23 protein-coding genes and 1 pseudogene are annotated in these 23,904 nt (G+C 72.1%); 8 read left to right on the top strand and 16 right to left on the bottom strand.

What is annotated here, in order from left to right; genetic code table 11:
- Window positions 1-26: 26 nt before the first annotated feature.
- Together ACFHWT_RS23100 and ACFHWT_RS23095 are read left to right on the top strand one after the other, a co-directional pair.
- Window positions 27-404, top strand: coding sequence for a DivIVA domain-containing protein (locus tag ACFHWT_RS23100; protein WP_416596741.1), 378 nt, complete (start codon window positions 27-29; stop codon window positions 402-404).
- Window positions 401-1,102, top strand: coding sequence for a hypothetical protein (locus tag ACFHWT_RS23095; RefSeq protein ID WP_416596740.1), 702 nt, complete (start codon window positions 401-403; stop codon window positions 1,100-1,102). The genes ACFHWT_RS23100 and ACFHWT_RS23095 overlap by 4 nt, the downstream gene beginning before the upstream one ends.
- A gap of 148 nt (window positions 1,103-1,250) precedes the next feature.
- Here the strand turns inward: ACFHWT_RS23095 and ACFHWT_RS23090 are convergent, their stop codons facing one another.
- The 4 genes from ACFHWT_RS23090 to ACFHWT_RS23075 all read right to left on the bottom strand — a co-directional run bounded on the left by ACFHWT_RS23090 (window position 1,251) and on the right by ACFHWT_RS23075 (window position 4,847).
- Window positions 1,251-1,814 (bottom strand): exonuclease, encoded by a 564-nt coding sequence (locus ACFHWT_RS23090; RefSeq protein WP_416596739.1) that lies wholly within the window; start codon window positions 1,812-1,814, stop codon window positions 1,251-1,253.
- Between the two features lie 62 nt (window positions 1,815-1,876).
- A complete protein-coding gene (locus ACFHWT_RS23085; RefSeq protein WP_416596738.1) occupies window positions 1,877-3,337 on the bottom strand; it encodes a family 43 glycosylhydrolase in 1,461 nt (486 codons plus the stop codon).
- Between the two features lie 198 nt (window positions 3,338-3,535).
- A complete protein-coding gene (locus ACFHWT_RS23080; protein WP_123605794.1) occupies window positions 3,536-3,754 on the bottom strand; it encodes a hypothetical protein in 219 nt (72 codons plus the stop codon).
- A 106-nt stretch (window positions 3,755-3,860) separates the two neighbouring features.
- The gene (locus ACFHWT_RS23075; protein ID WP_416596737.1) at window positions 3,861-4,847 is read right to left on the bottom strand and encodes a sporulation protein; all 987 of its coding nucleotides are present in this window, start codon (window positions 4,845-4,847) and stop codon (window positions 3,861-3,863) included.
- Between the two features lie 308 nt (window positions 4,848-5,155).
- On the opposite strand from ACFHWT_RS23075, the gene ACFHWT_RS23070 reads away from it, so the two are divergent.
- Both ACFHWT_RS23070 and ACFHWT_RS23065 read left to right on the top strand, forming a co-directional pair.
- Window positions 5,156-6,571 carry a hemolysin family protein gene (locus ACFHWT_RS23070; protein WP_416596753.1) on the top strand — a complete coding sequence of 472 codons (1,416 nt, stop codon included), beginning with the start codon at window positions 5,156-5,158 and terminating at the stop codon, window positions 6,569-6,571.
- Window positions 6,568-7,614: a hemolysin family protein gene (locus ACFHWT_RS23065; RefSeq protein ID WP_416596735.1), complete on the top strand. Its 1,047-nt coding sequence runs from the start codon at window positions 6,568-6,570 to the stop codon at window positions 7,612-7,614. Before ACFHWT_RS23070 ends, ACFHWT_RS23065 begins: the two co-directional genes overlap by 4 nt.
- A gap of 21 nt (window positions 7,615-7,635) precedes the next feature.
- On the opposite strand, the gene ACFHWT_RS23060 is transcribed toward ACFHWT_RS23065, so the two are convergent.
- Window positions 7,636-8,412 (bottom strand): EI24 domain-containing protein, encoded by a 777-nt coding sequence (locus ACFHWT_RS23060; RefSeq protein ID WP_416596734.1) that lies wholly within the window; start codon window positions 8,410-8,412, stop codon window positions 7,636-7,638.
- A gap of 266 nt (window positions 8,413-8,678) precedes the next feature.
- Here ACFHWT_RS23060 and ACFHWT_RS23055 point away from each other — a divergent pair, with 266 nt between their 5' ends.
- On the top strand, window positions 8,679-9,965 hold the full coding sequence (locus ACFHWT_RS23055) for an NAD(P)-binding domain-containing protein (RefSeq protein ID WP_416596733.1): 1,287 nt from the start codon (window positions 8,679-8,681) through the stop codon (window positions 9,963-9,965).
- A 65-nt stretch (window positions 9,966-10,030) separates the two neighbouring features.
- Here the strand turns inward: ACFHWT_RS23055 and ACFHWT_RS23050 are convergent, their stop codons facing one another.
- The 4 genes from ACFHWT_RS23050 to ACFHWT_RS23035 all read right to left on the bottom strand — a co-directional run bounded on the left by ACFHWT_RS23050 (window position 10,031) and on the right by ACFHWT_RS23035 (window position 12,376).
- The gene (locus ACFHWT_RS23050) at window positions 10,031-10,924 is read right to left on the bottom strand and encodes an alpha/beta fold hydrolase (protein WP_416596732.1); all 894 of its coding nucleotides are present in this window, start codon (window positions 10,922-10,924) and stop codon (window positions 10,031-10,033) included.
- On the bottom strand, window positions 10,921-11,229 hold the full coding sequence (locus ACFHWT_RS23045) for a DUF2516 family protein (protein ID WP_123605844.1): 309 nt from the start codon (window positions 11,227-11,229) through the stop codon (window positions 10,921-10,923). Before ACFHWT_RS23045 ends, ACFHWT_RS23050 begins: the two co-directional genes overlap by 4 nt.
- Before the next feature lie 77 nt (window positions 11,230-11,306).
- Window positions 11,307-11,768, bottom strand: coding sequence for a hypothetical protein (locus ACFHWT_RS23040; protein ID WP_416596731.1), 462 nt, complete (start codon window positions 11,766-11,768; stop codon window positions 11,307-11,309).
- Window positions 11,765-12,376, bottom strand: coding sequence for a helix-turn-helix domain-containing protein (locus ACFHWT_RS23035; RefSeq protein WP_416596730.1), 612 nt, complete (start codon window positions 12,374-12,376; stop codon window positions 11,765-11,767). Before ACFHWT_RS23035 ends, ACFHWT_RS23040 begins: the two co-directional genes overlap by 4 nt.
- A 141-nt stretch (window positions 12,377-12,517) precedes the next feature.
- Between ACFHWT_RS23035 and ACFHWT_RS23030 the strand changes: the two genes are divergently transcribed.
- Window positions 12,518-13,327: an alpha/beta fold hydrolase gene (locus ACFHWT_RS23030; RefSeq protein WP_416596729.1), complete on the top strand. Its 810-nt coding sequence runs from the start codon at window positions 12,518-12,520 to the stop codon at window positions 13,325-13,327.
- A 45-nt stretch (window positions 13,328-13,372) separates the two neighbouring features.
- Here the strand turns inward: ACFHWT_RS23030 and ACFHWT_RS23025 are convergent, their stop codons facing one another.
- From ACFHWT_RS23025 to mtfM, 5 genes are read right to left on the bottom strand one after another with little or no spacing between them, the layout of a single operon-like run.
- Window positions 13,373-14,329, bottom strand: coding sequence for an asparaginase (locus ACFHWT_RS23025; RefSeq protein WP_416596752.1), 957 nt, complete (start codon window positions 14,327-14,329; stop codon window positions 13,373-13,375).
- Window positions 14,330-14,361: 32 nt separating this feature from the next.
- Window positions 14,362-15,474: a YgfZ/GcvT domain-containing protein gene (locus ACFHWT_RS23020; protein ID WP_416596728.1), complete on the bottom strand. Its 1,113-nt coding sequence runs from the start codon at window positions 15,472-15,474 to the stop codon at window positions 14,362-14,364.
- Window positions 15,471-15,893, bottom strand: coding sequence for a Fur family transcriptional regulator (locus tag ACFHWT_RS23015; protein WP_278171720.1), 423 nt, complete (start codon window positions 15,891-15,893; stop codon window positions 15,471-15,473). The genes ACFHWT_RS23020 and ACFHWT_RS23015 overlap by 4 nt, the downstream gene beginning before the upstream one ends.
- Before the next feature lie 58 nt (window positions 15,894-15,951).
- The gene (locus ACFHWT_RS23010) at window positions 15,952-16,581 is read right to left on the bottom strand and encodes an FABP family protein (protein ID WP_123605847.1); all 630 of its coding nucleotides are present in this window, start codon (window positions 16,579-16,581) and stop codon (window positions 15,952-15,954) included.
- A gap of 15 nt (window positions 16,582-16,596) precedes the next feature.
- Window positions 16,597-16,701 (bottom strand): small membrane protein MtfM, encoded by a 105-nt coding sequence (gene mtfM, locus ACFHWT_RS23005; RefSeq protein WP_278171721.1) that lies wholly within the window; start codon window positions 16,699-16,701, stop codon window positions 16,597-16,599.
- A 25-nt stretch (window positions 16,702-16,726) separates the two neighbouring features.
- Here mtfM and ACFHWT_RS23000 point away from each other — a divergent pair, with 25 nt between their 5' ends.
- Window positions 16,727-17,092 carry a DsrE family protein gene (locus tag ACFHWT_RS23000; protein ID WP_278171723.1) on the top strand — a complete coding sequence of 122 codons (366 nt, stop codon included), beginning with the start codon at window positions 16,727-16,729 and terminating at the stop codon, window positions 17,090-17,092.
- Window positions 17,093-17,133: 41 nt separating this feature from the next.
- Here ACFHWT_RS23000 and ACFHWT_RS22995 read toward each other — a convergent pair whose 3' ends face one another.
- Together ACFHWT_RS22995 and ACFHWT_RS22990 are read right to left on the bottom strand one after the other, a co-directional pair.
- Entirely contained in the window at window positions 17,134-18,108 is a 975-nt protein-coding gene (locus ACFHWT_RS22995; protein ID WP_416596727.1) for a hypothetical protein, read from the bottom strand.
- A 354-nt stretch (window positions 18,109-18,462) separates the two neighbouring features.
- A pseudogene (locus ACFHWT_RS22990) lies at window positions 18,463-18,978 on the bottom strand (winged helix-turn-helix domain-containing protein); the annotation flags it as partial.
- A gap of 374 nt (window positions 18,979-19,352) precedes the next feature.
- On the opposite strand from ACFHWT_RS22990, the gene ACFHWT_RS22985 reads away from it, so the two are divergent.
- The gene (locus ACFHWT_RS22985) at window positions 19,353-23,819 is read left to right on the top strand and encodes a S8 family serine peptidase (protein ID WP_416596751.1); all 4,467 of its coding nucleotides are present in this window, start codon (window positions 19,353-19,355) and stop codon (window positions 23,817-23,819) included.
- The last annotated feature ends 85 nt before the right edge of the window (window positions 23,820-23,904 follow it).

The raw sequence follows: 23,904 nt of genomic DNA, 5'->3' as shown, positions 1-23,904 counted from the left end.
CCGACACGCAAGGGGAGGAAAACGCGATGCGAGAACTGTGGCGACGGTGGCGGGTCCGCTGGCAGCGGCGGCGGATGGTGTCCCTGCCGCCGCGTGACTGGCCGAACGGCAGCGGCGTGTACCGCGTACCCGCGAATGGCCGCAACCAGCGGCCGACCGCGTACCGGCCGATCCGGCCCTGGCAGGTCCGCAGCCAGCACTTCCGCACCGCCAGCCGACGCGCCCACGGACGTGGCCTCGACCCGGCCGACGTCGCCGCGTTCCTCGAACGGGTCGCCTACGACCTCGGTGTCCTCTACGCCGAGCTCGACCGGACGTACGAACAGAACGACCGGATCAAGGACGCGTTGCGCCGCTGGCAGGGCGGCCATGCCCCGACGGCCTCCCCGTCCGGTTACCGGTGACCGAGCGACACATTGGGCCGGGCTCGGCCGGCGACAGAGCACGGCGCGCCCAGTTGGTGCTCACGGTCGCCAACGTCGACACCGGTGCGGTCGTCTCGGCCAGCGTGGTGCCCGGCACGGTCACCCCGATGCCGACCGGCTGCGGTCGATACTGGTGCCTCGACCTGGCCAGACTACTTGACGATCTGGCGGCAGCGGCCGGCGTCGCCCACCTCTACGACCCGGAGGATCCAGCCGGACCGGTTCTCGCCCCCTGGCTGCAACTGCCGAAACAGTGGCGGCCCGACCTGCCGGCCGACCAGCGGTGCGCCCTGGAAGCCGAAGCGATCGCCGCCGAGTCGATCGACCCGTGGCGGTTGTGGCCCGGCCGGACAACGGGTCCACCGGACAACACCCACCCACCGTCGCCGGCGACAGCGATCGCCGTGGCGCTCCGCCTCGGCCTGACGGTCACCGTCGGCGGTCGCCCCACCGGCGTGCTCACCCAGGGCACCGTCGAACAGGCGGTCGCCGACTTGCTGAACTCGCTGCCCGACGCTCTCGGCGACCTGATCCCCGCCGACCCGGACACCCCCATCCCCGTGCCGTTCGAGCATCGGCTTCCGTGCCACGGCCCGCGGCACTCAGCTACCGACGTCGACGAGCTGATGTCCATCAGCCGTGACTGGAGCGGAATCGTCGACGCCAATGGGCGGTAAGACAGGTCAGCCGATCAGATCGGCGGAGGACTCTGGCTCATCGCGGGGGTGTGACGGCATCGCCGGCACACGATGTGAGGCTGAGATACCTGATCCCGGTGTCGAGAGGCATCTCAGCCTCACATCGGTGCAGAGGCGGGTTGCTGCGTCAGCGGGTCGCCGGGTTGGCGGCGAGCATGGCGCAGAACAGGGCACCCTGCTCGATCGCGTCGTCCAGGGCGACATGCTCGTGCTGCTGATCGCCGAACCAGTCGCGGGGCATGATCCGCTTCGACGTCGTCCGGTAGCCGGTGCCCAGCAGCGCCATGGCGTACGTCTTGATGTCCAGCGCCGAGTGGGAGAACGGGCTCGATCCGGTGAAGCGGATCAGGTACCAGTAGACGAACATGAAGTCGTACGCCGCCGGGTAGCCGATGAACACCGGCCGCCCCGGCAGCTGAGCCAGCCACTCCGTGTACCGGGCCATCGCGACCGCCGGCTCCTCCTGGTCGGCCCGGCACGCCGCCCACGCCTCCGGCTGCGTCTCCCACCACGCCATCGTCTGCGGGGCGCCGCTGGCACCGGGCAGCGTGACCAGGTTGGCGCTGAACGTGCCGACCAGCTCCTTGCCTGCCGTGTACGCCGCCGAGGCGAAGCTCAACATCGAGTGCGGGCCGGGGATCGGCCCGTCCGCCTCGACGTCCGTGCTGACGTAGATCTCCGCTTGTGCCACCCCCGCACCGTACGCCCAGCTGGTGGCGCGCTGTCGTACGGTGCCGGGTGTTGGCGGTCGGGTCAGCTGACGGTGAAGGTGGCCGAGGCGCGGCCGGCGGCGTCCGGTACGGCTTCCAGGTAGAGCAGGCCGTCGCGGTGGCGGACGTACTGACCGGGGAAGTTGACCGACTCCAGCGACAGTTTGCCGGCGTCGGCCAGCCCGGCGCGCGCCATGAAGGTGGCGTCCTGCCGGAACAGGCTCGACCCGTCGTTGGCCTCCACCCAGATCTGGTGGTTGCGGTGCCGCAGGTAGTAGCCGGGGAAGTTGGTCGACTCCAGCGAGACGCCGGCCGAGTTGGCCAGCCCGGGGACGACCCGGAACTGCGAGTCGGCCAGATTCGTCATATTCCCCTCAAGACGGACCCGGTAGTCCCAGTGCCGCAGGTAGCGGTCCGGCTGGTCGTGGGCGCTGAGCCGGATCGGCGTGGCACCGTCCGGCACCGGTACGCCGAAGTTCGGTGTGCCGTCGGCGTTCCAGTATATCTTCTGCACCCGGGTACGCCGGTTGGGGTCGTTCAGCGGGTCGTAGCCGTTGCCGAGGTACCGCTCGTAGTTGCGGGAGTGGTAGACGATCACGTCGCTGCCGTCCTCAGCGACGGTGAACGAGTTGTGCCCCGGCCCCCACTGACCGGTACGGCTGTTGCTGGCCAGCACCGGGTTCGGGCTCTTGGTCCAGGACGACGCGTTCAGCAGGTTGCTGTTGGCCGACGCGGTGAGCAGCCCGACGGCGTAGTTGGCGTCGGTGGCGCTGGCCGAGTAGGTCATGAAGACCCGGCCGTTGCGGATGATCACCGCCGGGCCTTCGTTGACCCGGTAGCCGCGGGTCTCCCAGGCGTACGTCGGAGTGCTGATCATGACCGGGGTGCCGGTGTACGTCCACGGGTTGACCATCCGGGCCAGGTAGATGTTGGAGTTGCTGCCGGCGTACTCGGCCCAGGCCAGGTAGCGCACTCCGTTGTGGACGAAAGTGGTGGCGTCGAGCGAGAAGCCGGGGCGGGGCGGCTGGATCTGACCACGTTCGGTCCAGGGACCGTCGAGCGGGTTGGCGGCGGATGATTCCAGCACGTACGGGCGGATGGCCCAGATGTCTTCGGCCCGGCCGGCGGCGAAGTGGATGTACCACCTGCCGTCGATGAAGTGCAGCTCCGGTGCCCAGATGTGCGCACCCATCTCGCCGGTCGAATGCTTGCGCCAGATGACCCGCTCGGCTGCGGTGGCCAGACCCTGCAGGGTGGTGGCCCGGCGCATGACGATGCGGTCGTACTCGGGGACGGTGGCGACGAAGTAGTAGTAGCCGTCGGTGTGCCGGTGCACGTGCGGGTCGGCCCGCTGTTCGACGATCGGGTTGGTGAACTGGACGGCGGGCGGGACCGCCGCCGCGAGAGCAGCCGGGGTGGCGGCGACCACGGCGGTGGTCGCCGCAGTCACCAGGGCGGCGGTTGTCGCCGCCAGCCAGTTGACCCTGGATCGCGATCGCCTCATGGTCGACACCCTTCGCAGTCATCATCTTCGATGCAAACAGTGTTAGCGCTCACACAATCCAGGTCAAGAGGATGCGTCATCTTCACGAAACAATCCGGCGGGGCGGCGGGAATTTTCCCGCCGCCCCGCCGGGACACTGTCCAGACTGGCTCCAGCAAGGCCTGCCGCTGGAGACTCGGCCGAGGCCGCCCGCTCCGGCTACTCGCCGCCGAGATTCACCAGCGCCTGCGCGGTCCGGAAGTACGGGTTCCGCCCGAGGTCGCCGACGGTGACGATGCCGAAAGCGTCCTTGAGCAGCTTGGCGTCGCTCTCACTGACGCCCTTCAGCGCGGCGACCGGCGCGGCGACGATCTCGGCCAGGGACTTGTCCTGGTAGGCCTTGTCGACCAGCGTGGTCAGGTCAGCGGTGACCGGCATCCTGTTTGTTCTCCTTACTCGGTGGGGGTATGACCCGGCCCACGGCGGGCCGAGCCGACGAGTCCGGCTGTCTGCAGCACTGACTCGGGGGTACGCGGGCCGGCGGCTACTCCTCGGACTCTTCTTCCTCGGGTTCGTCTTCCTCGTCGTCGCCGCCGATGACGTCGAAGATCTCCTCGGCGACCATGCCGGCGGCGAAACCGGCAACGGCGCCGCCGGCCGCACCGGCGAGCACGCCGCCCATCCCAGAGCCACCGTCCTCGTGTCCACCGTGGTACCCGCCATGGGCGTGACCACCCCCGTAGCCGCCAAGCAGCGTGTGTCGCTGCTCCAGCGACTGCCGCAGCCAGGAGTCGACCAGGCTGATCCAGTCGATGCTCTCGGCGGCCGCGTGCTCGACCCGGTAGTGGCCGTACGCGTCATGACCGGGGGTGAACAGCCCGGACTTCTTGTCGAACTCCAGGACCACGGTCACCCCGTGCGGGTCGGCGACGAACGTCAGCTCGACCTGGCTGACCCCCGGGTACTGCGGTGCCGACGCGTACTCGATCTCCTGGTAGAACGGCATGGTCTGGGGCAGGCCGGCCAACTGGCCGTGCTCTAGGTCGGCACCGGTGAACGGCAGCCCGAGCGCGGCGAACGCCTCCAGGATCCGCTCCTGCACCGGCAGCGGATAGACGTGCACGTCGTCGAGGTCGCCCGGGTCGATGGCACCGCGGACCCAGATCTTGGTACGCAAGCCCATGGTCATGCCAGGCAGCCGCTGACCGTACATGTCGGTGACCGGCGTCTCCCACGGCACGTCGATCTCGAACGGCAGCGACAGTTGCTGCCCGGCGGCAAGACGCAGCTCGCCGCAGACCGGAACCCGATGGAACTCGACCGTACCGTCGTACTCCTCGTCGTCGGTCTCCATTTCGACCCGGGTGACCAGTGCGACGGTGATCTGATCGATCTCCACCTCGTGGTCGCCGCCGGCGATGTCGACCTGGCCGGCCAGGGTCAGGCCGGGGCGGGTGCTGGCGTTGGACAGGACGGTGTCGACAGTCGGTCCACCGACTCCGAAGGCTCGGAGCATCCGTTTGAAGACCACGTGGCTATCTCTCCCTGGCGGTATGCTGGCGCGGCCCCCGGACGCGCCGATCGTTGCCGCACAACATGATCAGGCATGTCTATTTTGGAACCGGGGCTGTCGACGATGCTAGCGGGGCAGCCTGAGAGGTTGCTGAACAGCAGATATCAGGTACGCAAAGTAATTACATGAGCACTTCTCGCTACTGTTCTCAGTGAACTCGCAGGTTGGCGCAGCATCCGCCTGTCTATGCTGATGACCATGTCCACGACCAGCGACCCTCCCAGTCCCGGCCGCCCCGTCACCGTCGAAGGAGTGACCGGGCGGTGATGGAGTGGGCGCTGCTGGGCGTCGCGGTGCTGCTGGTCGCCGCCAACGCCGTGTTCGTCGCCGCCGAGTTCGCCTTCGTGACGGTCGACCGGGCGACCGTGGAACGGCAGGCCGCCGCCGGTGACCGCCGCTCGGCGGGCCTGCTGCGCGGCCTGCGGACGCTGTCCACCCAGCTGTCCGGCGCCCAGCTCGGCATCACCATGACCAGCCTGGTCGTCGGTTTCCTCGCCGAGCCGTCACTGGCCACCCTGCTACGCGGCCCGCTCGGGCTCACCGGCCTGCCGGACGGCGCGACCACCGCGCTCTCGCTGACGCTCGCGCTGGTCCTGGCCACCGGTTTTCAGATGACCTTCGGCGAGCTGGTGCCGAAGAACTGGGCCATCGCCGAGCCGCTGCGGGTCGGCCGGGCGGTCGCCGGCGCGCAGCGCGGCTTCACCGCCGCCACCGGCCCGTTGATCCGGTTTCTCAACGGTACGGCCAACCGGATCCTGCGGGCGTTCGGCATCGAGCCCACCGAGGAGCTGGCGTCCGCCCGTACGCCTCAGGAGCTGGCCTCGCTGGTCAGCCGGTCCGGCGAGGAAGGCACCCTGGACGCGGAGACCGCCGAGCTGGTCTCCCGGTCGATCGACTTCGGCGAACGGACCGCCGCCGACGTGATGACCCCCCGACCCCGGGTACGGTTCGTCACCGCCGACGCGCCGGTGGCCGAGGTGCTGCGGCTGGCCGCCGCCACCGGACACGCCCGCTTCCCGGTCACCGGCGCCGGAGTCGACGAGGTGCTCGGCGCCGTGCATTTCAAGCATTCCCTCGCCGTACCAACCGGGGAGCGCGACACCCGGCCTGTGCGGTCGGTGATGGTCGAGCTGCCCGAGGTCCCGGAGACCGCCGAGCTGGACCCGCTGCTCGGCACGCTGCGCAGCCGGGGACTGCAGATGGCGGTGGTGGTCGACGAGTACGGCGGCACCGCCGGCATCGTCACCCTGGAGGACCTGGTCGAGGAGATCGTCGGGGAGATCGCCGACGAACAGGACCGGCCGACCGGCCGGCACCAGCGCGCCGCCGACGGTTCGTGGCAGCTCTCCGGCCTGCTGCGGCCCGACGAGGCGGCCCGGCTGACCGGGCTCGATCTGCCGGAGGGCCGGATCTCCGACACCCTCGGTGGGGTGATCATCGAGGAGCTCGGCCGGCTGCCCCGGGTCGGTGACACCGTCACGGTCGTCGCCGACGACCGCGAACACCCGGACCCGGACGGGCTACCCACGTCCGTACCGGTGGAACTGACCGTGACCCGGGTCGACGGCCGGCGCGCCGACCGGCTGCTGCTGCGCCGCGCCGACGCCACCACAGCCGCGGGGTCTCCTGACGGACGCCGGAACGGCCACTCCAATGGGCACCCGGAGGAGACCGCGTCATGAGTGACTGGTTGGCGATCCTCGTCGGGGTGCTGCTGCTCGCCGGCAACGCGTTCTTCGTCGGTGCCGAGTTCGCACTGATCTCGGCCCGCCGGACACAGATCGAGCCACGGGCCGCCGCCGGGTCTCGGCTGGCCCGCGTCACGTTGCGGGCCATGGAGAACGTGTCGCTGATGATGGCCGGCGCGCAGCTCGGCATCACCGTCTGTTCGCTCGGCCTGGGTGCCATCGGCGAGCCGGCCGTGGCGCACCTGATGGAGCCGGCCTTCGCCGCCGCCGGGGTGCCGGACGCGCTGGTGCACCCGATCGCGTTCGCCATCGCCCTGGCGATCGTGGTCTTCCTGCACATGGTGATCGGCGAGATGGTGCCGAAGAACATCGCCCTCGCCGGTCCGGAGCGGTCCGCGATGGTCCTGGGCCCGGTGCTGTACGGCGTGGTCACCGTGCTGCGGCCACTGATCTGGCTGCTCAACCAGCTCGCCAACATCGTCCTGCGCCTGCTGCGGGTGCAGCCGAAGGACGAGGTGACCTCCACCTTCACCCGGGAGGAGGTTTCCGGGTTCATCGCCCAGTCCCGCCGTGAGGGCCTGATCGACGAGCACGAACACCGGCTGCTGACCGGGGCGCTGGCGTTCAGCGACCAGCCGACCGCCCGGGTGGCGATCCCGCTGGATTCGCTGGTCACGGTGTCCGCCACCAGCACGCCGGTCGAGCTGGAGAAGCGCTGCGCCGACACCGGCTACTCCCGCTTCCCGGTCGTCGACGGCGCCGCACAGGTGACCGGCTACCTACACGTCAAGGACGTGCTCGGGGCCTCGGCGCAGGACCGGGACCGGGCGGTCGACTCCCGGCTGATCCGGCCACTGGTCACGGTCCGGGCCACCCAACCGATGCGGGACACCCTGACGGTCATGCAGCAACGGGGCGCCCACCTGGCCCGGGTGGTGGACGCCGACGGCCGGTTGACCGGCCTGGCCGCGTTGGAGGACGTGATCGAGGAGCTGGTCGGTGAGGTCCGCGACGCCGCACAGGCCGCCAGCCGGTAGGAGGGCGGAGCAAGCCAGCCGCTAGGCGGGCGGAGCAAGCTGGGGTGGCCCGTCGGTGGGCTGGTTGAGCGACTGGCGGGCGAGCAGCGTCGCGCCGGCCACGGCCGCCGGCATGACCAGCACCGCGCCGAACGGGATCAGGCAGCAGCAGAAGACCGCCACCCCGAAGCCGAGCGCCTTCGGCCGGTTGGTGCGCAGCGCCACCCGGCGGTCCGGTAGCCGCAGCCCACGGCGGTAGAACGCGGACCCAACCAGCTCAAGGGCGAGCCGCCAGCCGCCGAACAGGGCAGCGACCACCGGCACCAGGGTCTGCCCGACGATCGGGATGAACCCGCAGAGGAACAGCGGAATCCCGATGACGATGCCGAACGCGATCAGCCGGGCCGAGTCGAGCAGGCTGTGCCACAGCGACCGCCACCACGGCACGTCGACCCCGTTCGGCACCCCGCCGTGCTGCTCCTCCACCCATTCGGAAATTTTCTCGTAGAACGGATCCCCGATGAACAGGGTCACGGCGGTGAAGGTGAGTACGCCGATCAGCCCGCCGAGGGCCAGCAACGCGACGGCGACCGCACCGCGTACCGCGTCCCGGGTGCCCGCCGACCAGTCGTCGGCGAACGGGGTGACCCAGCCGGCGACGTCGACCACGACGGCTATCCAGCCGACGAACGCGGCCACGAACAGCACCCCGGCGATCACCGCCGGGATCAGCCCGAGCAGCACCATCTTCGGGTTGCGGGCGTAGGTGCCGAAGCCCCGCAGGAACAGCCGGACACCGTCGAGGAATGCGCGGATCATCTCAGCCGGCCAGGCGCAGCCGTACCCGGCGGTTGGCCCGACCTTTGCTCTGCCACTCACGCAGGGTCGGGTCGCGCAGGTCGAGTCGGTCGGTACGGCCGTGACTGGTGACACCCACGGGTGGCAGGTTACCGCCGACCAGGTGGAATCACCCAGTCGGCTGATTTGACGAGTGTCAAACTTTGACCATCGCCGAAACAGCGGGCATCGTATTGTTGATTCGACGATCATCAAGACTGCGAACGCTCGTCAGCACGGAGGGATTCATGATCAACGAGGAGCTACCGGCCGTCGTCATCGGGGCCGGACCAGTCGGCCTGGCCGCCGCCGCCCACCTGCACGAACGCGGCCTGCCCTGGGTTCTGCTGGAAGCCGGCGGCAACGCCGGCGCGGCGGTCGGCAGGTGGGGGCACGTTCAGCTCTTCTCCCCCTGGCGTCACAACATCGACACAGCCGCCCGCCGGCTGCTCGACGCCGCCGGCTGGGCCGCCCCCGATCCCGAGCACCTGCCGACCGGTGCCGAGCTCATCGGCGACTACCTCGAACCGCTGGCCAAGCTGCCCGACCTGGCCGGTCGGATCCGATACGGCGCGCGGGTCGTCGCGCTGGGCCGCGCCGGAATCGACCGGATCCGCACCGACGGCCGGGAGCAGGCACCGTTCGTGGTCCGGCTCGCCGACGGTACGGAGCTCAGCGCCGGTGCCGTCATCGACGCCTCCGGCACCTGGGGTACGCCGAACGTGCTGGGCGTCAACGGGCTGCCCGCCCACGGCGAACCGCAGGCAGCCCACCTGATCAGCACCGCTCTGCCGGACGTGCTCGGTGCCCACCGGGCCGACCACACCGGCCGGCACACCATCGTCGTCGGTGCCGGCCACTCCGCCGCCAACACCCTGCTGGCCCTCGCCGAGCTGGCCGATCAGGAGCCGGGCACCCGGGTCAGCTGGGTCACCCGTGGCGCGACCATCGACCGGGCACTCGGCGGCGGCGACGCCGACGCTCTGCCTGGCCGCGGCAAGTTGGGCACCGGACTGCGGTTGCTGGTCGACGCCGGCCGAGTCGAGCTGGTCAGCGGATTCGGCGTGCACACCGTACGGGTCACCGCCAGCGGCCAGGCCGAACTGGTCGCGACCGACGGCCGGACGCTGGCCGCCGACCGAATCGTGTCGGCCACCGGTTTCCGCCCCGACCACCGGATCGCCGACGAGCTACGGCTGGACCTGGACCCGGCGCTGGGCTGCACCCGGAGGCTGGCCCCGCTGATCGACCCGAACGAGCATTCCTGCGGCACCGTACCGCCACACGGGGTGGACGAGCTCACCCAGCCGGAGCCGGGGTACTACGTCGTCGGCATGAAAAGCTACGGCCGGGCGCCGACGTTCCTGCTGGCCACCGGCTACGAGCAGGTCCGCTCGGTCACCGCAGCGCTGGCCGGTGACTGGGCCGCCGCCCGGGACGTGCAGCTGGATCTGCCGGAGACCGGCGTCTACTCGGTGACGCCCAGCGACCAGTCCACCACGCCGTCCGCCGCCTCCGGCGGCTGCTGCGGTTGACCGTCGTCGACGTGGCAGGAGTCGACGTGGCAGGAGACGGCCGGAGCCACGGCGCGTGCCGCTGATCAGATCGGCTCGTTGAGAAAGCCGGAGACCCGCTGCCGCAGATCGGTGCGCTGGTTCCAAAGCACGCCGGGGCGGTCGTAGACGTGCAGGGCGGCGCCCGGGATGGCGGCGGCCAGCCGCTCGGCGGTCTCGGCCGGGTGCAGGTCGTCGCCGACGCAGCCGATCACCAGGACCCGGGCGGTGACCGCGGCGAGCGCCGCCGGGTCGGGCACCGGCACCGCGTCGGCCAGGTCGACCAGTTCGGCGGCGAGTCCGTCGCGCAGCAGCTGGTCGATCCTGGTACGCAGGTACGCCCACGCGGCCGGGGTGTTGCGTACCGGCACCGGGGTCTCCGCCGCGATCAGCTCGGCCACCCCGGAGACGTCGCTGTCGTTGACCGCGGTGACCAGCTCGGCGATCCGCTGGCGGGCCGAGGCCGGCCGGGCCGCGTCGAAGGCCGACGGTAGGAAGAACACCGCCCGGTCGAACCGCTGCGGGCTGTCGGTCAGCAACCGGGCCAACGCCCCGGCACCGAGGCTCATCCCGACCGCCCGGCCGGCACCGGTCAGATCGGCCACGGCCCGCAGGTCCCGGGCCAGATCGGGGTAGCCCCACGGGCCGGCCGGCGCGGCGGAGCGGCCATGCCCCCGGAATTGGAAGAACACCTTGCGCCCGACGACTCCGCTGCCCAACGGCCGGGTGGTGGCGATCCCGTGCGCTATACCGTGTGCGAAGACGGTGGTCGGCTTACCGGACCCGGTGACCAGCCGTTCCAGCTCCACGCCGTGCGGCGTGGTGATCACCTCGGTCTCCGGCTCAGGCAGCGCGGGTCGGCCGGTACGGGGACCGGACGGGCCGGGCCCGTAGGTCCGCGGCCCGCCGTCCGGCGGCGGAGGCCAACGAAAATCTCTCACCAGGAGCCTCGGCCGTCGGCGATGTCCCGCAGCCCGACCCGCACGTCCAGCAGGTAGATCAGCCCGGCGGCGATTCCGATCAGACCGAACAGGCTGACCTGGAACAGCAGGGTGAGCAGCAGGCAGACGCCGAGGATGGCCAGCCACGCGCCTTTCGGCAGGGTGCCGATCGCCGGGAACGCCTCGCCTTTCTGGGTGACGCAGTGCACCAGCGCGACAGCCTGCACGACGAGGGCGAACACGAACAGCGCCAGGTCGAGGATGTACCGGACGTCGGCATAGAACAGCGGCGCGGCAGAGTCCATGCCCAAAGCTTATGCCGCGGGCCCCGGATGCGTGCCACCTGCATCCGGGGCCTGCGGATCACCCGGACCCGCCGGAACTACTCGGCCTTGGCCTGGGTGGGCTTGGCCGACTCGATCGAGTCGGCTTCCGGTACTGCGGTGACCTGGGCCGGAGCCTCGGTGGTCGCCATGTCGGCGTTGACGGTGTCGGCGGCCCGGACCACCCCGGTGCCGACGACCCGCTCGCCGTGCGCCACCAGCGTGCCGTAGATCGCCACGGCCCGCTGCCCGGCCGACTGGGCACCGGCCAGCACCGCGTCGCGGTTGCGCAGCGCGATCGCCCGTAGGCGCTCCAGGTCGGCACCGGTGTTGGCCCGCTCACGCAGCTCGGCAGTGCTCTGTGCGGCCTTCTCCCGCAGGCCGACGGTGCCGAGGCTGGCCTTGCCGGTCAGCTGCGTTACGGCCACCGGCAGCTTGCGCAGCTGCTGGTAAGCCAGGTCGCCGGCGCCGGCGACGGCGTACAGGGGTGCTGGGATCCGCTGGGTCCTCGGCTGGCTCATCGTTGCTCCTCCTCGGCCGCTGCGGCGGCCTGCTCGGTTTCCCCGGCCCGGGGCGTACGACGCCGGGGGGTGGTCTTCTGCCGGGAAGTGGTCCTGGTAGTGGTCCTGGTCGGCGCGGTGGGCGGCGGGTCCTCGGTCGCCGGGCCAGGTGCGGCCCCGGCCTCGGTGACGGCGACCGACTGCAGGGTCTGCTCCTCAACTTCTTCGGCGGCTTTGGCGGCGGTAGTTGCGTCCGCGTCCGTGTCGGCGTCCGGTCCGGCGTGCCGGGCGTTCTCCCGGCGGAACGTCTCGTAGATCTGGCTCAGCGACTGCTTCTGCGCCATGGTGAGGTCAGGGTCCGAAGCGATCGCGGCGAGCACGCCCTGGCCGTCCTTGTCGTCGAGCAGCCCGGCCCTCAGGTACATCACCGGCGTGGAGACCCGCAGTGCGCTGGCCAACTGCTGGAGCACCTCCGCGCTCGGCTTGCGCAGGCCGCGCTCCACCTGGCTCAGGTAGGGATTGCTGACGCCGGCCTGCTCGGCGAGCTGCCGCAGCGAGATGCGGGCGTTGTGCCGCAGGTCGCGGATGAAGCCCCCGATGTCGCGAGGCAGGTCCTTCGGTGTGGCCATGCCTCGACGGTAGCCCGATCCGCTTGCAACTGCTAGCGAAACGCTAACGAAAGTTAGCGGAGTCACCCGGAAGAACCGTCGCAGGAGCCGCCGAGAAAGTCGTTGGCGGCCAGCCGCCCCGAGTCGCTAGGCTGCCCGCCGATGACGACGATCCGGGTAGGCGACGCGACGATCAGCTACGACGACGTCGGCACCGGGCCACCCGTACTGCTGATCCACGCCGGCATCGCCGACCGCCGGATGTGGCGGGCGCAGGTCGCCGCGCTGCGCGACCGGCACCGGGTGATCGCCATGGACCTGCGCGGCTACGGCGAGTCCGACCTGCCGGCCACCGCGTTCGCCCACCACGACGACGTGATCGGCCTACTGGACGCGCTCGGCGTCGCCCGCGCCGCACTGGTCGGCTGTTCGTTCGGCGGTGCGGTCGCCATCGACGCCACTCTCGCCCACCCCGACCGGGTCACCGCCCTCGCCCTGTTCGGTTCGGCGCTGGGCGGCCACGACTGGTCCGACGCCACCGAACAGCTCTGGGACGACCTGGTCGGCGTGGTGGACCCGGAGGACCTGGACGCGACGGCCGACGCCGAGGTGCGGTTCTGGGTCGTCGGCCCGCACCGGCAGCCCGCCGACGTCGACCCGGAGCTGATCGCCTTCGCCCGCGAGATGGACCGCCGGGCACTCGCCGCCGAAGCCGCGCTCGGCGACGTCACCCACCGCGAACTCGACCCACCGGCGGCCCGCCGGCTCGGTGAGATCGGCGTGCCGGTGCTGGTCGGCGCCGGGGCGCTCGACGGGCCGGACATCCTCGCCCTGGCCGACCTGATCAGCACCGGCATCCCGACCGCCCGGCGGCTGCCGGACGTGCCCGGCGCAGCCCACCTGCTGCCGTTGGAGTGCCCCGGGCCGGTTGACGCCGCACTGCGTGAGTTCCTCGCCGACACCGTGCGATAGCCGCCCACACCACGCGACAGCCCGCTCGCCCGCCGGCCAGCCTCGTCAGGACGGCCGGCACAGGGCTCGCAGCGTGCCGACCGGCTGGCCGCCACCGAGCACCGGCGGTTCACCGAGTTCGGCCAGAGCCGTCGGATCCAGGCCTTCAGCGTCGGTGCCAGTGCCGACGCCGAGCTGGCGCAGCGCGGCAACCACCGGCGGCACCGCCGCCCGCTGCGCACCGTCGTCGATCTTCACCGCGATCGCCCCGACGCCGGGCACCGCCACCGCCAGCACGCCCTCCGCGCCGACCTTGGCCAGCAGCCCGGGCACCGCCCGCATCAGCCGGGTGTCGGCCCGTCCGGTGCCGGCCACCAGCTCCGGGTACGCGCGCATCGCGTCCGCCACGGTCCGCTCCACCGACCCGGCAAGGCCGTGCACCAGGCGCAGGAACGCCCGCGCCACCGCGGTCAGCGACAGCGCCAGCACCGGCGCGCCGCAGCCGTCCACCCCGACAGCGGCGGCCGGCTCACCGGCGCACTCCTCGACGGCGGCCCGGATCCGTTCCTGCAACGGATGCTCCGGATGCCAGTACTCCTCCACCGGCCAGCCGGCCGCCCGGCAGGTCAGCAGCATCCCGGCGTGCTTGCCGGAGCAGTTCATCTGCAGCCGGCTCGGCCCGCCACCGGCCCGCAGCACCTCGGCTGCGGCGGCCGCGCCGACCGGAAGCTCCGGCGGGCAGCGCAGCGCCGCCTCGGTGAGCCCGGCGGTACGCAGCAACGCGGCCACCCGGGCCAGGTGGAAGTCCTCGCCACTGTGGCTGGCACAGACCACCGCCAAATCGGCTGGATCGGCCAGCCGCAGCCCGGCCCACAGCATGCCGATCGCCTGCAACGGCTTGTTCGCCGACCGGGGAAACACCGGCGACTCCACGTCGCCGAACCGCTCTCGCAGGCTGCCGTCAGCGGCCAGCACCACCAGTGAGCCGTGATGCCGGCTCTCCACGAAACCGGAGCGGGCCATCTCGACCAGCGGCACCCCGCCGGCGTACCTGGTCAACTCTGCGCCATCCCGGCTCCGGGCTCGATCGCGGCGCTGAACTCACCGGCACGCAGATCGGCGTCGTCCGGCACGTTGCGTTTCACCACCGCCAGAGCCACCATGCCGAGCTCGTGGTGGCGCAGCGCGGTGCCGACGAAGCCGACCGTCCGGCCCTCCAGGGTCAGCGGGGTGCCGGCGGCCGGCGGGATGTCGCTGGCCACCCCGTCGAGGTGCAGCAGCACCAGCCGGCGCGGTGGCCGGCCCAGGTTGTGCACCCGGGCCACCGTCTCCTGCCCCCGGTAGCAGCCCTTGTCGAGGTGGACCGCCCGCCCGAGCAGGCCGACCTCCGCCGGGATCGCCCGGTGGTCGGTTTCCAGACCGACCCGGGGGGTACGCGAGGCGACCCGCATCGCCTCGTACGCCCAGAGCCCGGCCGGCGCGGCACCGGCCGCGGTCGCCTCGGCCACCAGCTGTGCCGTCGCGGACCGGGGTACCAGCAGGTCGACGCCGAGTGGCACCCGGCGGGCCCAGCCGCCCCGGTACGGCCCGTCGGTCGGCAGCGCGGCCACCGGGTAGAGCACGGTGGGCCGGTCGGGGATCGACCCGGCGGCGAACTTCGGCGCGGGCACCGGCAGCAGGTCCGGGTCGGCCAGCCCGGTCACGCCCAGCGCCGCCGCCGCGTCGACTGCGGCCGGGCCGACCAGCGACAGCACCGCCCAGTCCGCAGTCACCTCCGCTGGGTCGACCTGGGTGAAGAATCGCATCTTCAGCAGGTACGCCAGCAGCTCACCGGCCATCTGCGGCTCGGTGTCCAGCCAGGTGGTCGTGCCGTCCTCGGCGACCATCGCGTGCTGCTCCACGTGGCCGTGCGGAGAGAGCACCAGCAGCTCAGTGCCCTGACCTGCGCGCAGCGTCGCCAGGTGCTGAGTGGTCAGGGTGTGCAGCCAGCTGATCCGTTCGGCACCGGGCACCGCCAGCACTCCCCGGTTGCTCCGGTCGACCAGGCCGACCTCGGTGGCGAGCCGGCGCTGCTCGCGCATCGGGTCGCCGTAGTGGGCGGCGACCCCGGCGTCGGAGGAACCGGTGGCCACGTCGGCGATGTCCACCGCGCCGGGTATGTCGATCACTGTTTTCCTCCGCACCGCTCGCAGGTGCCGAACAACGCCATGTGGCCGATGTCGACTTGGAAGCCGCGCTGTTCGGCGAGCGCGGTGATCAGCGGCTCGGCCAACGCCGGGTCCATCTCCGAGACCGACTTGCAGGATCGGCAGACCAGATGGACGTGCTGGTCCTCGCCGACCGAGTGAAACGTCGGCGAACCGTGCGACAGGTGGGTGTGGGTGACCAGGCCCAGCTCTTCGAACAGCTCCAAAGTGCGGTAGATGGTGGTGATGTTGACCCCGGCGGCGACCTCACGGACCGCGTTGAGCACCTGCTCCGGGGTGGCGTGTCCCAGCTCGTGCACCGCTTCCAGGATCAGCTGACGCTGCGCGGTCAGCCGTAGCCCGCGCGAGCGCAGCATTTCTGCCAGGGAAGATTCAGCCACCGTCGCCATCCTATCGCCGCCGTCCCCGTGGCCGGCCCGTCTGCGTAGCCGATCCGGATCAGCCGCCGACCCGGATCAGCCGGGCGGACAGGTGCGGGGAGAGCGGCTGACCGACCGCGGCCATTTCCTGGGCGTACAGCAGCGCCCCTTCGACAATGCCGAACAGCCGGTGGCCGCCGGTGACCTCCTTGGCGGTACCGGTACGCACCACGGCGTCGGTGGCCAGCTCGACCTGCACCCCGGTGACCCGACCCAGGTAGAGCTCCATCACCCCGGTCGGGGTCATCATCGTCGCCTCAAGCTCACCGGTGGCCCGGCCGTCGGCGTCGGTGACCGCCCGCCACCAGCCGAGTTCGCGGCCGGCCGGGCGCACCGGGCGGGACTGCTCGTCGAGCAGCCAGGCCCGCGACTCGTACTGCAGGAACGGCCGACCGTCGTGGCTGATCCGGATCTCCTGCGCGTAGTCGAAGTCCTCGATTGTCGGGTAGCCGCCGCGCCCCCGCCCACGCCACACCCCGATGTAGGGCAGTAGCGCGTTCAACGCCGGGTGCAGCTTCGGGCCGACCCGCAGGTCGTGGCTCTCCTCGAACGGGTACGGGTCGACCGGCGGGGCGTCCAGCCACGGCGGCCGGACCGGGTTCTCCTCGGTGCTCGGCTGTCCCGCTCCGGACGCGCTGCTCGCGCTCATCGGTCCTCCGCTTTCTCACCAGCGTCCACGGCAGATGCGGACCGCGAGGTAGACCAGGCCACCGGCGAGCGCGCCGAAGCCTGCCACCAGCAGGCTGACGAACCCGATCTCGGTAACCATGACAAGGCCATCCTATGCTGGCCGCATGGCTCGCACTCTCGTCGTAAAGGCGACCGCCGGCTCCGACGAGCCGGAGCGGTGCGCCCAGGCGTTCACCGTAGCGGGCACCGCCGCCGCGGCCGGCGTCGAGGTCTCCCTCTGGCTGACCGGTGAGTCGGCGTGGTTCGGGCTGCCCGGCCGGGCCGCCGAGTTCGACCTGCCGCATTCGGCGCCGCTGCCCGACCTGCTGGACGCGGTGCTGGCCAGCGGCGGTCGGGTGACGGTCTGTACGCAGTGCGCGGCCCGCCGTGGGTTCGGCCCGGACGACGTACTGCCCGGCGTACGGATCGCCGGGGCGGCGGTCTTCGTCGAGGAGATCATGGCCGACGGCGTCCAGGCCCTCGTCTACTGACCGGGCTGGCAGCCGCCGACGGATCAGCGGGGACGGCGGGATCAGCAGGTGAAGTCGGTGGAGGCGATCCAGACGTCGTCGCCGTCGAGCCGCACCACGGTGCCCTTGGTGCCGTAGCGGTGGACGAACAGCGGTGCCTGATCGGAGACGACGGTGGCGCGCGGCATGGTGAAGCCGAGCGACGCCCACTCGTCGGACTCCGCTGTGCCGGCCGCGGTCAGCGCGTAGCTGCTGAGCTGTCCGTCGCCGTCGGGACAGGGCAGTTCCACCGACGACGCGGCCCGGACGTCGGCCACTCCGAAGGCGTCCGTCAGCAACTCGGCGTGGCTGCCCGGGGTCGGGCCGGCGGTGGCGCCCGGCCGGGGGTCGGCGGGTGCGGGCCGGGATCCGTCGGACGCCGGTCGGCAGCCGGTGCTGATCCGCAGCTGTACCACGCCGGCGCGGATCAGTTCGCCGCGGACCGCGACGAAGTCACCGGCGTCGGCACCGAGCCGCGACCGGCCGGTGGCGGCGTCGTGCCGGGCTATCGCGGCGTAGCTGGCCGGGAGCCGGCGGGCGATCCGGTCGAGCAACGCCGGGCCGGCACCGGGTGCCGTGTAGGCGGTGAGCAACCGGGTCAGTTCGGCGCCGGGCCGCATCGGCGTGATCCGGCAGCCGGCGGTGATCTGCTCCTCGGCCAGCACCACCACGCCGGCGTCGCCGACTGCGGCGATCAGGTCGATCGCCGCCCGGTCGGCGACGGGCCGGGCCTGTCCGATGTCGCGCTGCTCGCGCACGGTCGGACCGTCGTCCCGCTGGGACTGCACGGCCAGGCCGAACAGCAGCACGCTCCAGACCACTGCGGCAGCCGCCAGCCACCACCGCCACCACCGACGCACCGGGCCCTGGCCAGCGGCGTTCGGCGGTACGGCGGTGGATGGCGCTCCGGCGGCGACTGGCGGTCCCGCCGGCGGCGGGACCGCTGCGGCCGGGTGTGCCGGCGGGACGGCCGGGGTCGTGGGCGGGTCGTCGGTCACCCGGCCATCGTGCCAGGCACCGGCCAGGGCAGCCGGCCCGCCCGGCAGCCGTCATACAACCGGCCGCCCCGGCAGCGGTCAGCAGCCGACCTCGACCGGCCTGCCGATCCGCTGCTCCGGCAGCTCCCGATCCGACCCGTCCCAGCCGGGCTCGTCCGGCACCGCATCCTCGTGGACCAGCTGGTCGCGGACCAGGTTGTCCCGGACCAGCTCGTCACGAACGGCCGTGTCATCGCGAGCCGCCGCGTCGTCACGAACGACCACGTCGTCGCCGGCGCCGGCACCGGCCAGGTCGTCGCCGGCCAGGTCGTCCCGCTGGTAACCGGCCCGGTCCGGTCCCGTCGCCGCCGGTGCGCCGAAGTTGTCCGGCGCGCTCGACGCGAGCCGGTAGCCGACGCCGCGTACGGTCTGGATCTCCAGGCCGCCGCCGGCGCCGCGCAACTTGCGGCGCAGCCGTTTCACGGCCGAATGCAGGATGGCCGTGTCGCCGAGGTAGGCCCCGCCCCAGACCGAGCCAAAGAGCCGTTCGTAGGTCCAGACCACCACCGGCGGGGTGGCCAGCCGGGCCAGCAACTCCCGCTCCAGCCGGGTCAGCGCCAACGGCTCACCCCGCCAGGTGACGAGATGGCCGGGCACGTCGACGACGAGATCGCCGAGCACGACCGGCGCCGCCGGCTCCGGTTCCTCCGCCGGTACGGGCGGGAACAGCATCGCCCGTAACTCGGCCAAATCAGTACAGATGACTACCGTGCCGCAGTCGTCGAGCCGTCTCACGACGCGCTCACGGACGGCTACGTCAGCGGTGACACACACGACCAGTGGCACCTCACCGTTGACCACCGCGCTCCTCCCCAGGTTGCTGCGTGTCATCAGACAACGCCGTTTAGTCGCCGGAGTCAACAGCGACAGTCACCGATACCACTGCGGCCCGATGCTCGACCATGTGTTGCCCGGGTACTGCCTGAAAACTGCCCAACAGACCCCATTGATCACCAACGTCGCCCACTAAAGCATGACTCGTAGCCGCCGTGCGGAAACAGTCCGTAGAGCACTGCCCGCACGCGACTTGGGCGGATTTCGGGCTTTCCGGTCCGCTGATCCTGCGGTCCGGCGAGTACGGGCCGCCTATGAGCATGGGGGACCGCGTGGTCGACCTGCCCCGCCGCCGAACCGGACGACACCATAGTGACCGCAGCACCGTCCGCCGCCGCAGCCGCGGCGGCCCAGGGCGGCTGCTGTACCGGATGTTCACCGCCGGGCTGATCACCCTGCTCGCGGTGACCGCCCAACCCGCCGCCGCGACCGCCGCACCCGGTGCCGGCCCGGTCGACGGGTCGGCCACCGCGCCGATCAGCGCCGAGCTCGCCGCCGAACTGGACCGGGACGGCACCGTCGACTTCATGGTCTACCTGCGGGACCGCGCCGACCTGTCCGGTGCGGCCGACGCCGCCAGCGCCGGGATGCCGGCCGGTGACCGTCGCGCCGACGCCCGGGCCGAGGCCGTCTACCACGAGTTGACCACCACCGCCCAGCGCAGCCAGCAGAGCCTGCGCAAACTGCTCGACGGGCGGAAGGCCGGCTACACCGCGTACTGGATCGCCAACGCGGTCCGGGTCACCGGCGACCGGGACCTGGCCGACCGGATCGCCGCCCTGCCCGAGGTGCAGCAGCTCGAACCGGTCCGCAACTACCCACTGCTCACCCCGGAACCAGCCGAACCGGTGCCGCCGGTCGGCGACGACGCCGGCACCACGGCCGTCGAGTGGAACATCGATGACGTCCGGGCGCCACAGGTCTGGTCCGAATTCGGCACCAGCGGCGACGGGATCGTCGTGGCCACCATCGACAGCGGCGTCGAGTTCGACCACCCGGCCCTGGCCGCCAGCTACCGGGGCGCCGGCACCGGAGGCTACGACCACGACTACAACTGGTTCGACCCGACCGGCATCTGCCCGGCCGGGACACCCTGTGACAACAACGGTCACGGCACCCACGTCACCGGCACCATGACCGGCGACGACGGCGGCGACAACCAGACCGGCGTGGCGCCCGGTGCCCGCTGGATCGCCGCCAAGGGCTGCGAGGTGGACACCTGCTCCGACGCGTCGCTGCTGGCCGCCGGCCAGTGGGTGCTCGCCCCGACCGACACCTCGGGCGCGAACCCCCGGCCGGAACTGCGCGCCGACGTGGTCAACAACTCGTGGGGCGGCGGGCAGGACGACCCGTGGTACCGGCAGACCGTCGACGCCTGGATCGCCGCCGGCATCTTCCCAGCCTTCGCCATCGGCAACGAGGGACCGGGCTGCGGCACCGCCAGCTCCCCCGGCGACTACCCGCAGGCGTACGCGACCGGCAACTACGACGCCGACCACCGGATCGCCGCCCGGTCCAGCCGGGGTGCCTCGCTGGTCGACGGATCGGTCAAGCCGAACATCGCCGCGCCCGGCACCGCGGTCCGCTCCAGCATCCCCGGTGGCGGGTACGCGGCGTTCAACGGCACCTCGATGGCCTCCCCGCACGTGGCCGCCACCGTCGCGCTGGCCTGGTCGGCGGCACCGACCCTGCACGGCGACATCGCCGCCACCCGGGCCCTGCTGGACGGCACCGCGATCGACACCGACGACACCAGTTGCGGCGGCACCGCCGCCAACAACAACAACTTCGGTGAGGGACGGCTCGACGCGTACGCCGCCGTCGAGGCCGCCCCGCGCGGACCCGCCGGCCGGGTGACCGGCGTGGTCACCGGCGACGGCGAGCCGCTGCCCGGCGCCACCGTCTCCACCGGCGACCGCAGCGTCACCACCGGCACCGACGGCGGCTACGCGCTGACCCTGCCGACCGGCGAGCACACCATCACCGCCAGCGCGTTCGGTTACCAGTCGACGAGCGCCACGGTCACCGTCGCCGAGGACGGCACCGTCGAGCAGGACTTCGACCTGGCCGCCACCACCCTGGTCACGCTCAGCGGTCGGGTCACCGACGCGGCCGGCCACGGCTGGCCGCTCTACGCCCGGGTCGAGGTCGACGGGCGGCCCGAGACGGCCACCTACACCGATCCGGCATCCGGCCGCTACACCCTGACCGTGCCCGGCGGCACCGCCGTCACGCTGGTCGCCACGGCGACGCTCGCCGGATACCAGCCGGCCCGGGTGGAGGTGCCGGTTGGGGACACCGACCGCACCGTGCACCTGGCGGTGCCGGTCACCGCCGAGTGCGTCACCCCCGGGTACGTGGCCAGCTTCGGCGACCCGGTACTCGCCGAGAGCTTCCCGACCGCCGACACCCCGGACGGCTGGTCGGTGGTGAACCGCACCGACGGCGGCGGTTGGGAGTTCTCCGACATCGGCTCGCGGGGCAACCTGACCGGTGGTGACGGCGGCTTCGCCAACATCGACAGTGACGCGCTCGGCGTCGGTGCGGTCCAGGACACCGACCTGGTCACCCCGACGCTGGACCTGTCCGGAGCGGACGCGCCGTACCTGCGGTTCGCCAGCGACTGGCGGGCGGTCGGGCTCAGCGACAGCGCCGAGATCGGGGTCTCGGTCGACGGCGGCGCCAGCTGGACCAACGTGTGGCGGTACACCACCAGCCGGCGCGGACCGCGCACCGAGGAGATCCCGCTGACCTCGGTGGCCGGTGCCGAAGAGGTGCTGATCCGGTTCCGCTTCCAGGGCAGCTACGCCTGGTGGTGGCAGATCGACGACGTCGAGGTGGTCGACCGCAGCTGCACTCCGCTGCCCGGCGGACTGCTGGTCGGCAACACCACCGACCACAACACCGGGGCCGCGCTGAACGGGGTCACGGTGGCCAGCGCCACCGACCCGACGGTACGGGCGGTCTCCGCCGCCACGCCGGACGACCCGGCCCTGCCCGACGGCTTCTACCAGCTCTTCTCGCCGCTGGTCGGGGAGCAGGAGTTCACCGCGACGCGGGCGCCGTACCAGGTGCGGAGCCGGACGGTGACGGTGGTCGCCGACCGGGCCCGCCGGGCCGACTTCTCGGTCAAGGCCGGCCGGCTGGCGATCAGCCCGACCAACCCGGTCGTGTCCCACCAGCCGTACGGCAGCACCCGCAAGGCCAAGGTGACGGTGACCAACACCGGCAGCGCGCCGGCCGAGGTCGAGATGCTGGCCGGCGACGGTGGCTTCAGCCTGCTGGCCGACAACGGTGCACCGCTGGCCGAACACAAGGTGAAGGGGATCAGCAAGGCCTGGCAGGGTCCGGCGTACGGTGCCCCGGCCGGCGCCGCGCCGACCCGGATCACCGCCGCCTCTCGGGTGGGCGGGGCAGTCGCGGCCGGAGCCGGGGCTCGGGCCGCCGGGACGGCCGCCGACGCCTGGACGCGGGCCCCGGACCATCCGACGGACATCTTCGACAACGCGGCCGCCACGCTCGACGGCAAGGTCTACTCGGTCGGCGGTGGCAGCGCCACCGGCACCGAGCAGGACGCCTGGGTCTACGACCCGGTCACCGACGCCTGGAGCGCCCTGCCCGACCTGCCGGTGGCCCGCAGCAAGCCGGTGCTCGCGGCGGCCGGCGGCAAGCTGTACCTGTTCGGCGGATGGGGTGCCGGTGGGACTCCGGTGGCGAGCGTCGACGTGTTCGACCCGGCGACCGAAACGTGGGCCACGCTGTCCGGGGTGACCAGCCCCGCGCCCCGGGCCGCGGCCGGGTCCGCCGTCATCGGCGGCACGATCTACCTGATCGGTGGCTGCATCGACGGCACCTGCACCGACTCGCGTACGGTGTTGGCGTTCGACACCACCACCGACACGTTCCGGGCACGGGCCGACTACCCGGTCGCCGCCTCCTGGCTGGCCTGTGGCGGCATCGGTGAGCTGGCGTACTGCGCCGGCGGCGCCGGCACCGTGGAATACCGGTCGACGTACGCCTACGATCCGGCCACCGACGCCTGGAGCCCGTTGCCGGACCTGCCGCTCGACCTGTGGGGCGGCCAGTACGCGGCGGCCGGCGGTCTGCTGGTGATCGCCGGCGGCGTGACCGGGGCGTCCACCACGGTGACGAACCGGACGGTCGGTTTCGACCCGGCCGCCGGGGTCTGGCGCGACCTGCCGAACACCGAGTTCGCCCGGTACCGGGGCGCCGGTGCCTGCGGAGCGTACAAGGTCGGCGGATCGCCGAGCTCGTTCGTCGGTTCGGCGCAGGTGGAGGTGCTCGCCGGGCTGGAGCTGTGCGACGCCGCGGCCGACCTGCCGTGGCTGGTCACCGACCCGGGCAGTTTCGCCCTGGCCCCCGGTGCCTCCCGGACGGTCACCGTCACGCTGGCGGCGACCGCCGAGGCCGGCGTGGATCAGCCCGGCCGGTACGCCGCGACCCTCGGGTTGCGGTCCGACACCCCGTACCCGGTGGGCCAGGTCGACGTGCAGATGAACGTCTCGCCGCCGGCGTCCTGGGCGAAGGTGCAGGGCACGGTCACCGGGGTCAGCTGCGCTGGGGTCGAGGTCGGGGTGGCCGGGGCGACGATCCGGCTGAACTCGCTGACCGATCCGGGCACCGGCTACACGCTGCGCACCGGCGCCGACGGCGGGTACGCGTACTGGCCGCCACGCGGGCAGTACGAGATCATCACCGCGAAGGACGGCTGGGTGCCGCAGGCCCGGCAGGAACGGCTGCCGGCCGGGATCGTCACCACGGTCGACAGCGTGCTCGAACCGGTCGATCCCTGCCCGGCCCGCCTCGGCGGGATCTGACCGGGTGACCGGTCCGACCGCCGGCGCGGCTGACCGACGGTGAGAACGGGTGCCGGGCCAGCCCAGCTCTGGCCCGGCACCCGCC

Source organism: Micromonospora sp. LOL_021, assembly GCF_048060215.1.
Classification (GTDB): domain Bacteria; phylum Actinomycetota; class Actinomycetes; order Mycobacteriales; family Micromonosporaceae; genus Micromonospora_E.
This window is presented reverse-complemented; position numbering and strand designations above follow the sequence as displayed.

Bases quoted from the DNA above. Each gene is read 5' to 3' on its own strand.
- ACFHWT_RS23010 (WP_123605847.1), bottom strand. From the start codon at position 16,581: ATGAGCGCGAGCAGCGCGTCCGGAGCGGGACAGCCGAGCACCGAGGAG.
- ACFHWT_RS23080 (WP_123605794.1), bottom strand. From the start codon at position 3,754: ATGCCGGTCACCGCTGACCTGACCACGCTGGTCGACAAGGCCTACCAG.
- ACFHWT_RS23035 (WP_416596730.1), bottom strand. From the start codon at position 12,376: ATGGCCACACCGAAGGACCTGCCTCGCGACATCGGGGGCTTCATCCGC.
- ACFHWT_RS23055 (WP_416596733.1), top strand. From the start codon at position 8,679: ATGATCAACGAGGAGCTACCGGCCGTCGTCATCGGGGCCGGACCAGTC.
- ACFHWT_RS23100 (WP_416596741.1), top strand. From the start codon at position 27: ATGCGAGAACTGTGGCGACGGTGGCGGGTCCGCTGGCAGCGGCGGCGG.
- ACFHWT_RS22985 (WP_416596751.1), top strand. From the start codon at position 19,353: ATGTTCACCGCCGGGCTGATCACCCTGCTCGCGGTGACCGCCCAACCC.
- ACFHWT_RS23030 (WP_416596729.1), top strand. From the start codon at position 12,518: ATGACGACGATCCGGGTAGGCGACGCGACGATCAGCTACGACGACGTC.
- ACFHWT_RS23085 (WP_416596738.1), bottom strand. From the start codon at position 3,337: ATGAGGCGATCGCGATCCAGGGTCAACTGGCTGGCGGCGACAACCGCC.
- ACFHWT_RS23045 (WP_123605844.1), bottom strand. From the start codon at position 11,229: ATGGACTCTGCCGCGCCGCTGTTCTATGCCGACGTCCGGTACATCCTC.
- ACFHWT_RS23070 (WP_416596753.1), top strand. From the start codon at position 5,156: ATGGAGTGGGCGCTGCTGGGCGTCGCGGTGCTGCTGGTCGCCGCCAAC.
- ACFHWT_RS23000 (WP_278171723.1), top strand. From the start codon at position 16,727: ATGGCTCGCACTCTCGTCGTAAAGGCGACCGCCGGCTCCGACGAGCCG.
- ACFHWT_RS23025 (WP_416596752.1), bottom strand. From the start codon at position 14,329: ATGGCCCGCTCCGGTTTCGTGGAGAGCCGGCATCACGGCTCACTGGTG.
- ACFHWT_RS23065 (WP_416596735.1), top strand. From the start codon at position 6,568: ATGAGTGACTGGTTGGCGATCCTCGTCGGGGTGCTGCTGCTCGCCGGC.
- ACFHWT_RS23060 (WP_416596734.1), bottom strand. From the start codon at position 8,412: ATGATCCGCGCATTCCTCGACGGTGTCCGGCTGTTCCTGCGGGGCTTC.
- mtfM (WP_278171721.1), bottom strand. From the start codon at position 16,701: ATGGTTACCGAGATCGGGTTCGTCAGCCTGCTGGTGGCAGGCTTCGGC.
- ACFHWT_RS23040 (WP_416596731.1), bottom strand. From the start codon at position 11,768: ATGAGCCAGCCGAGGACCCAGCGGATCCCAGCACCCCTGTACGCCGTC.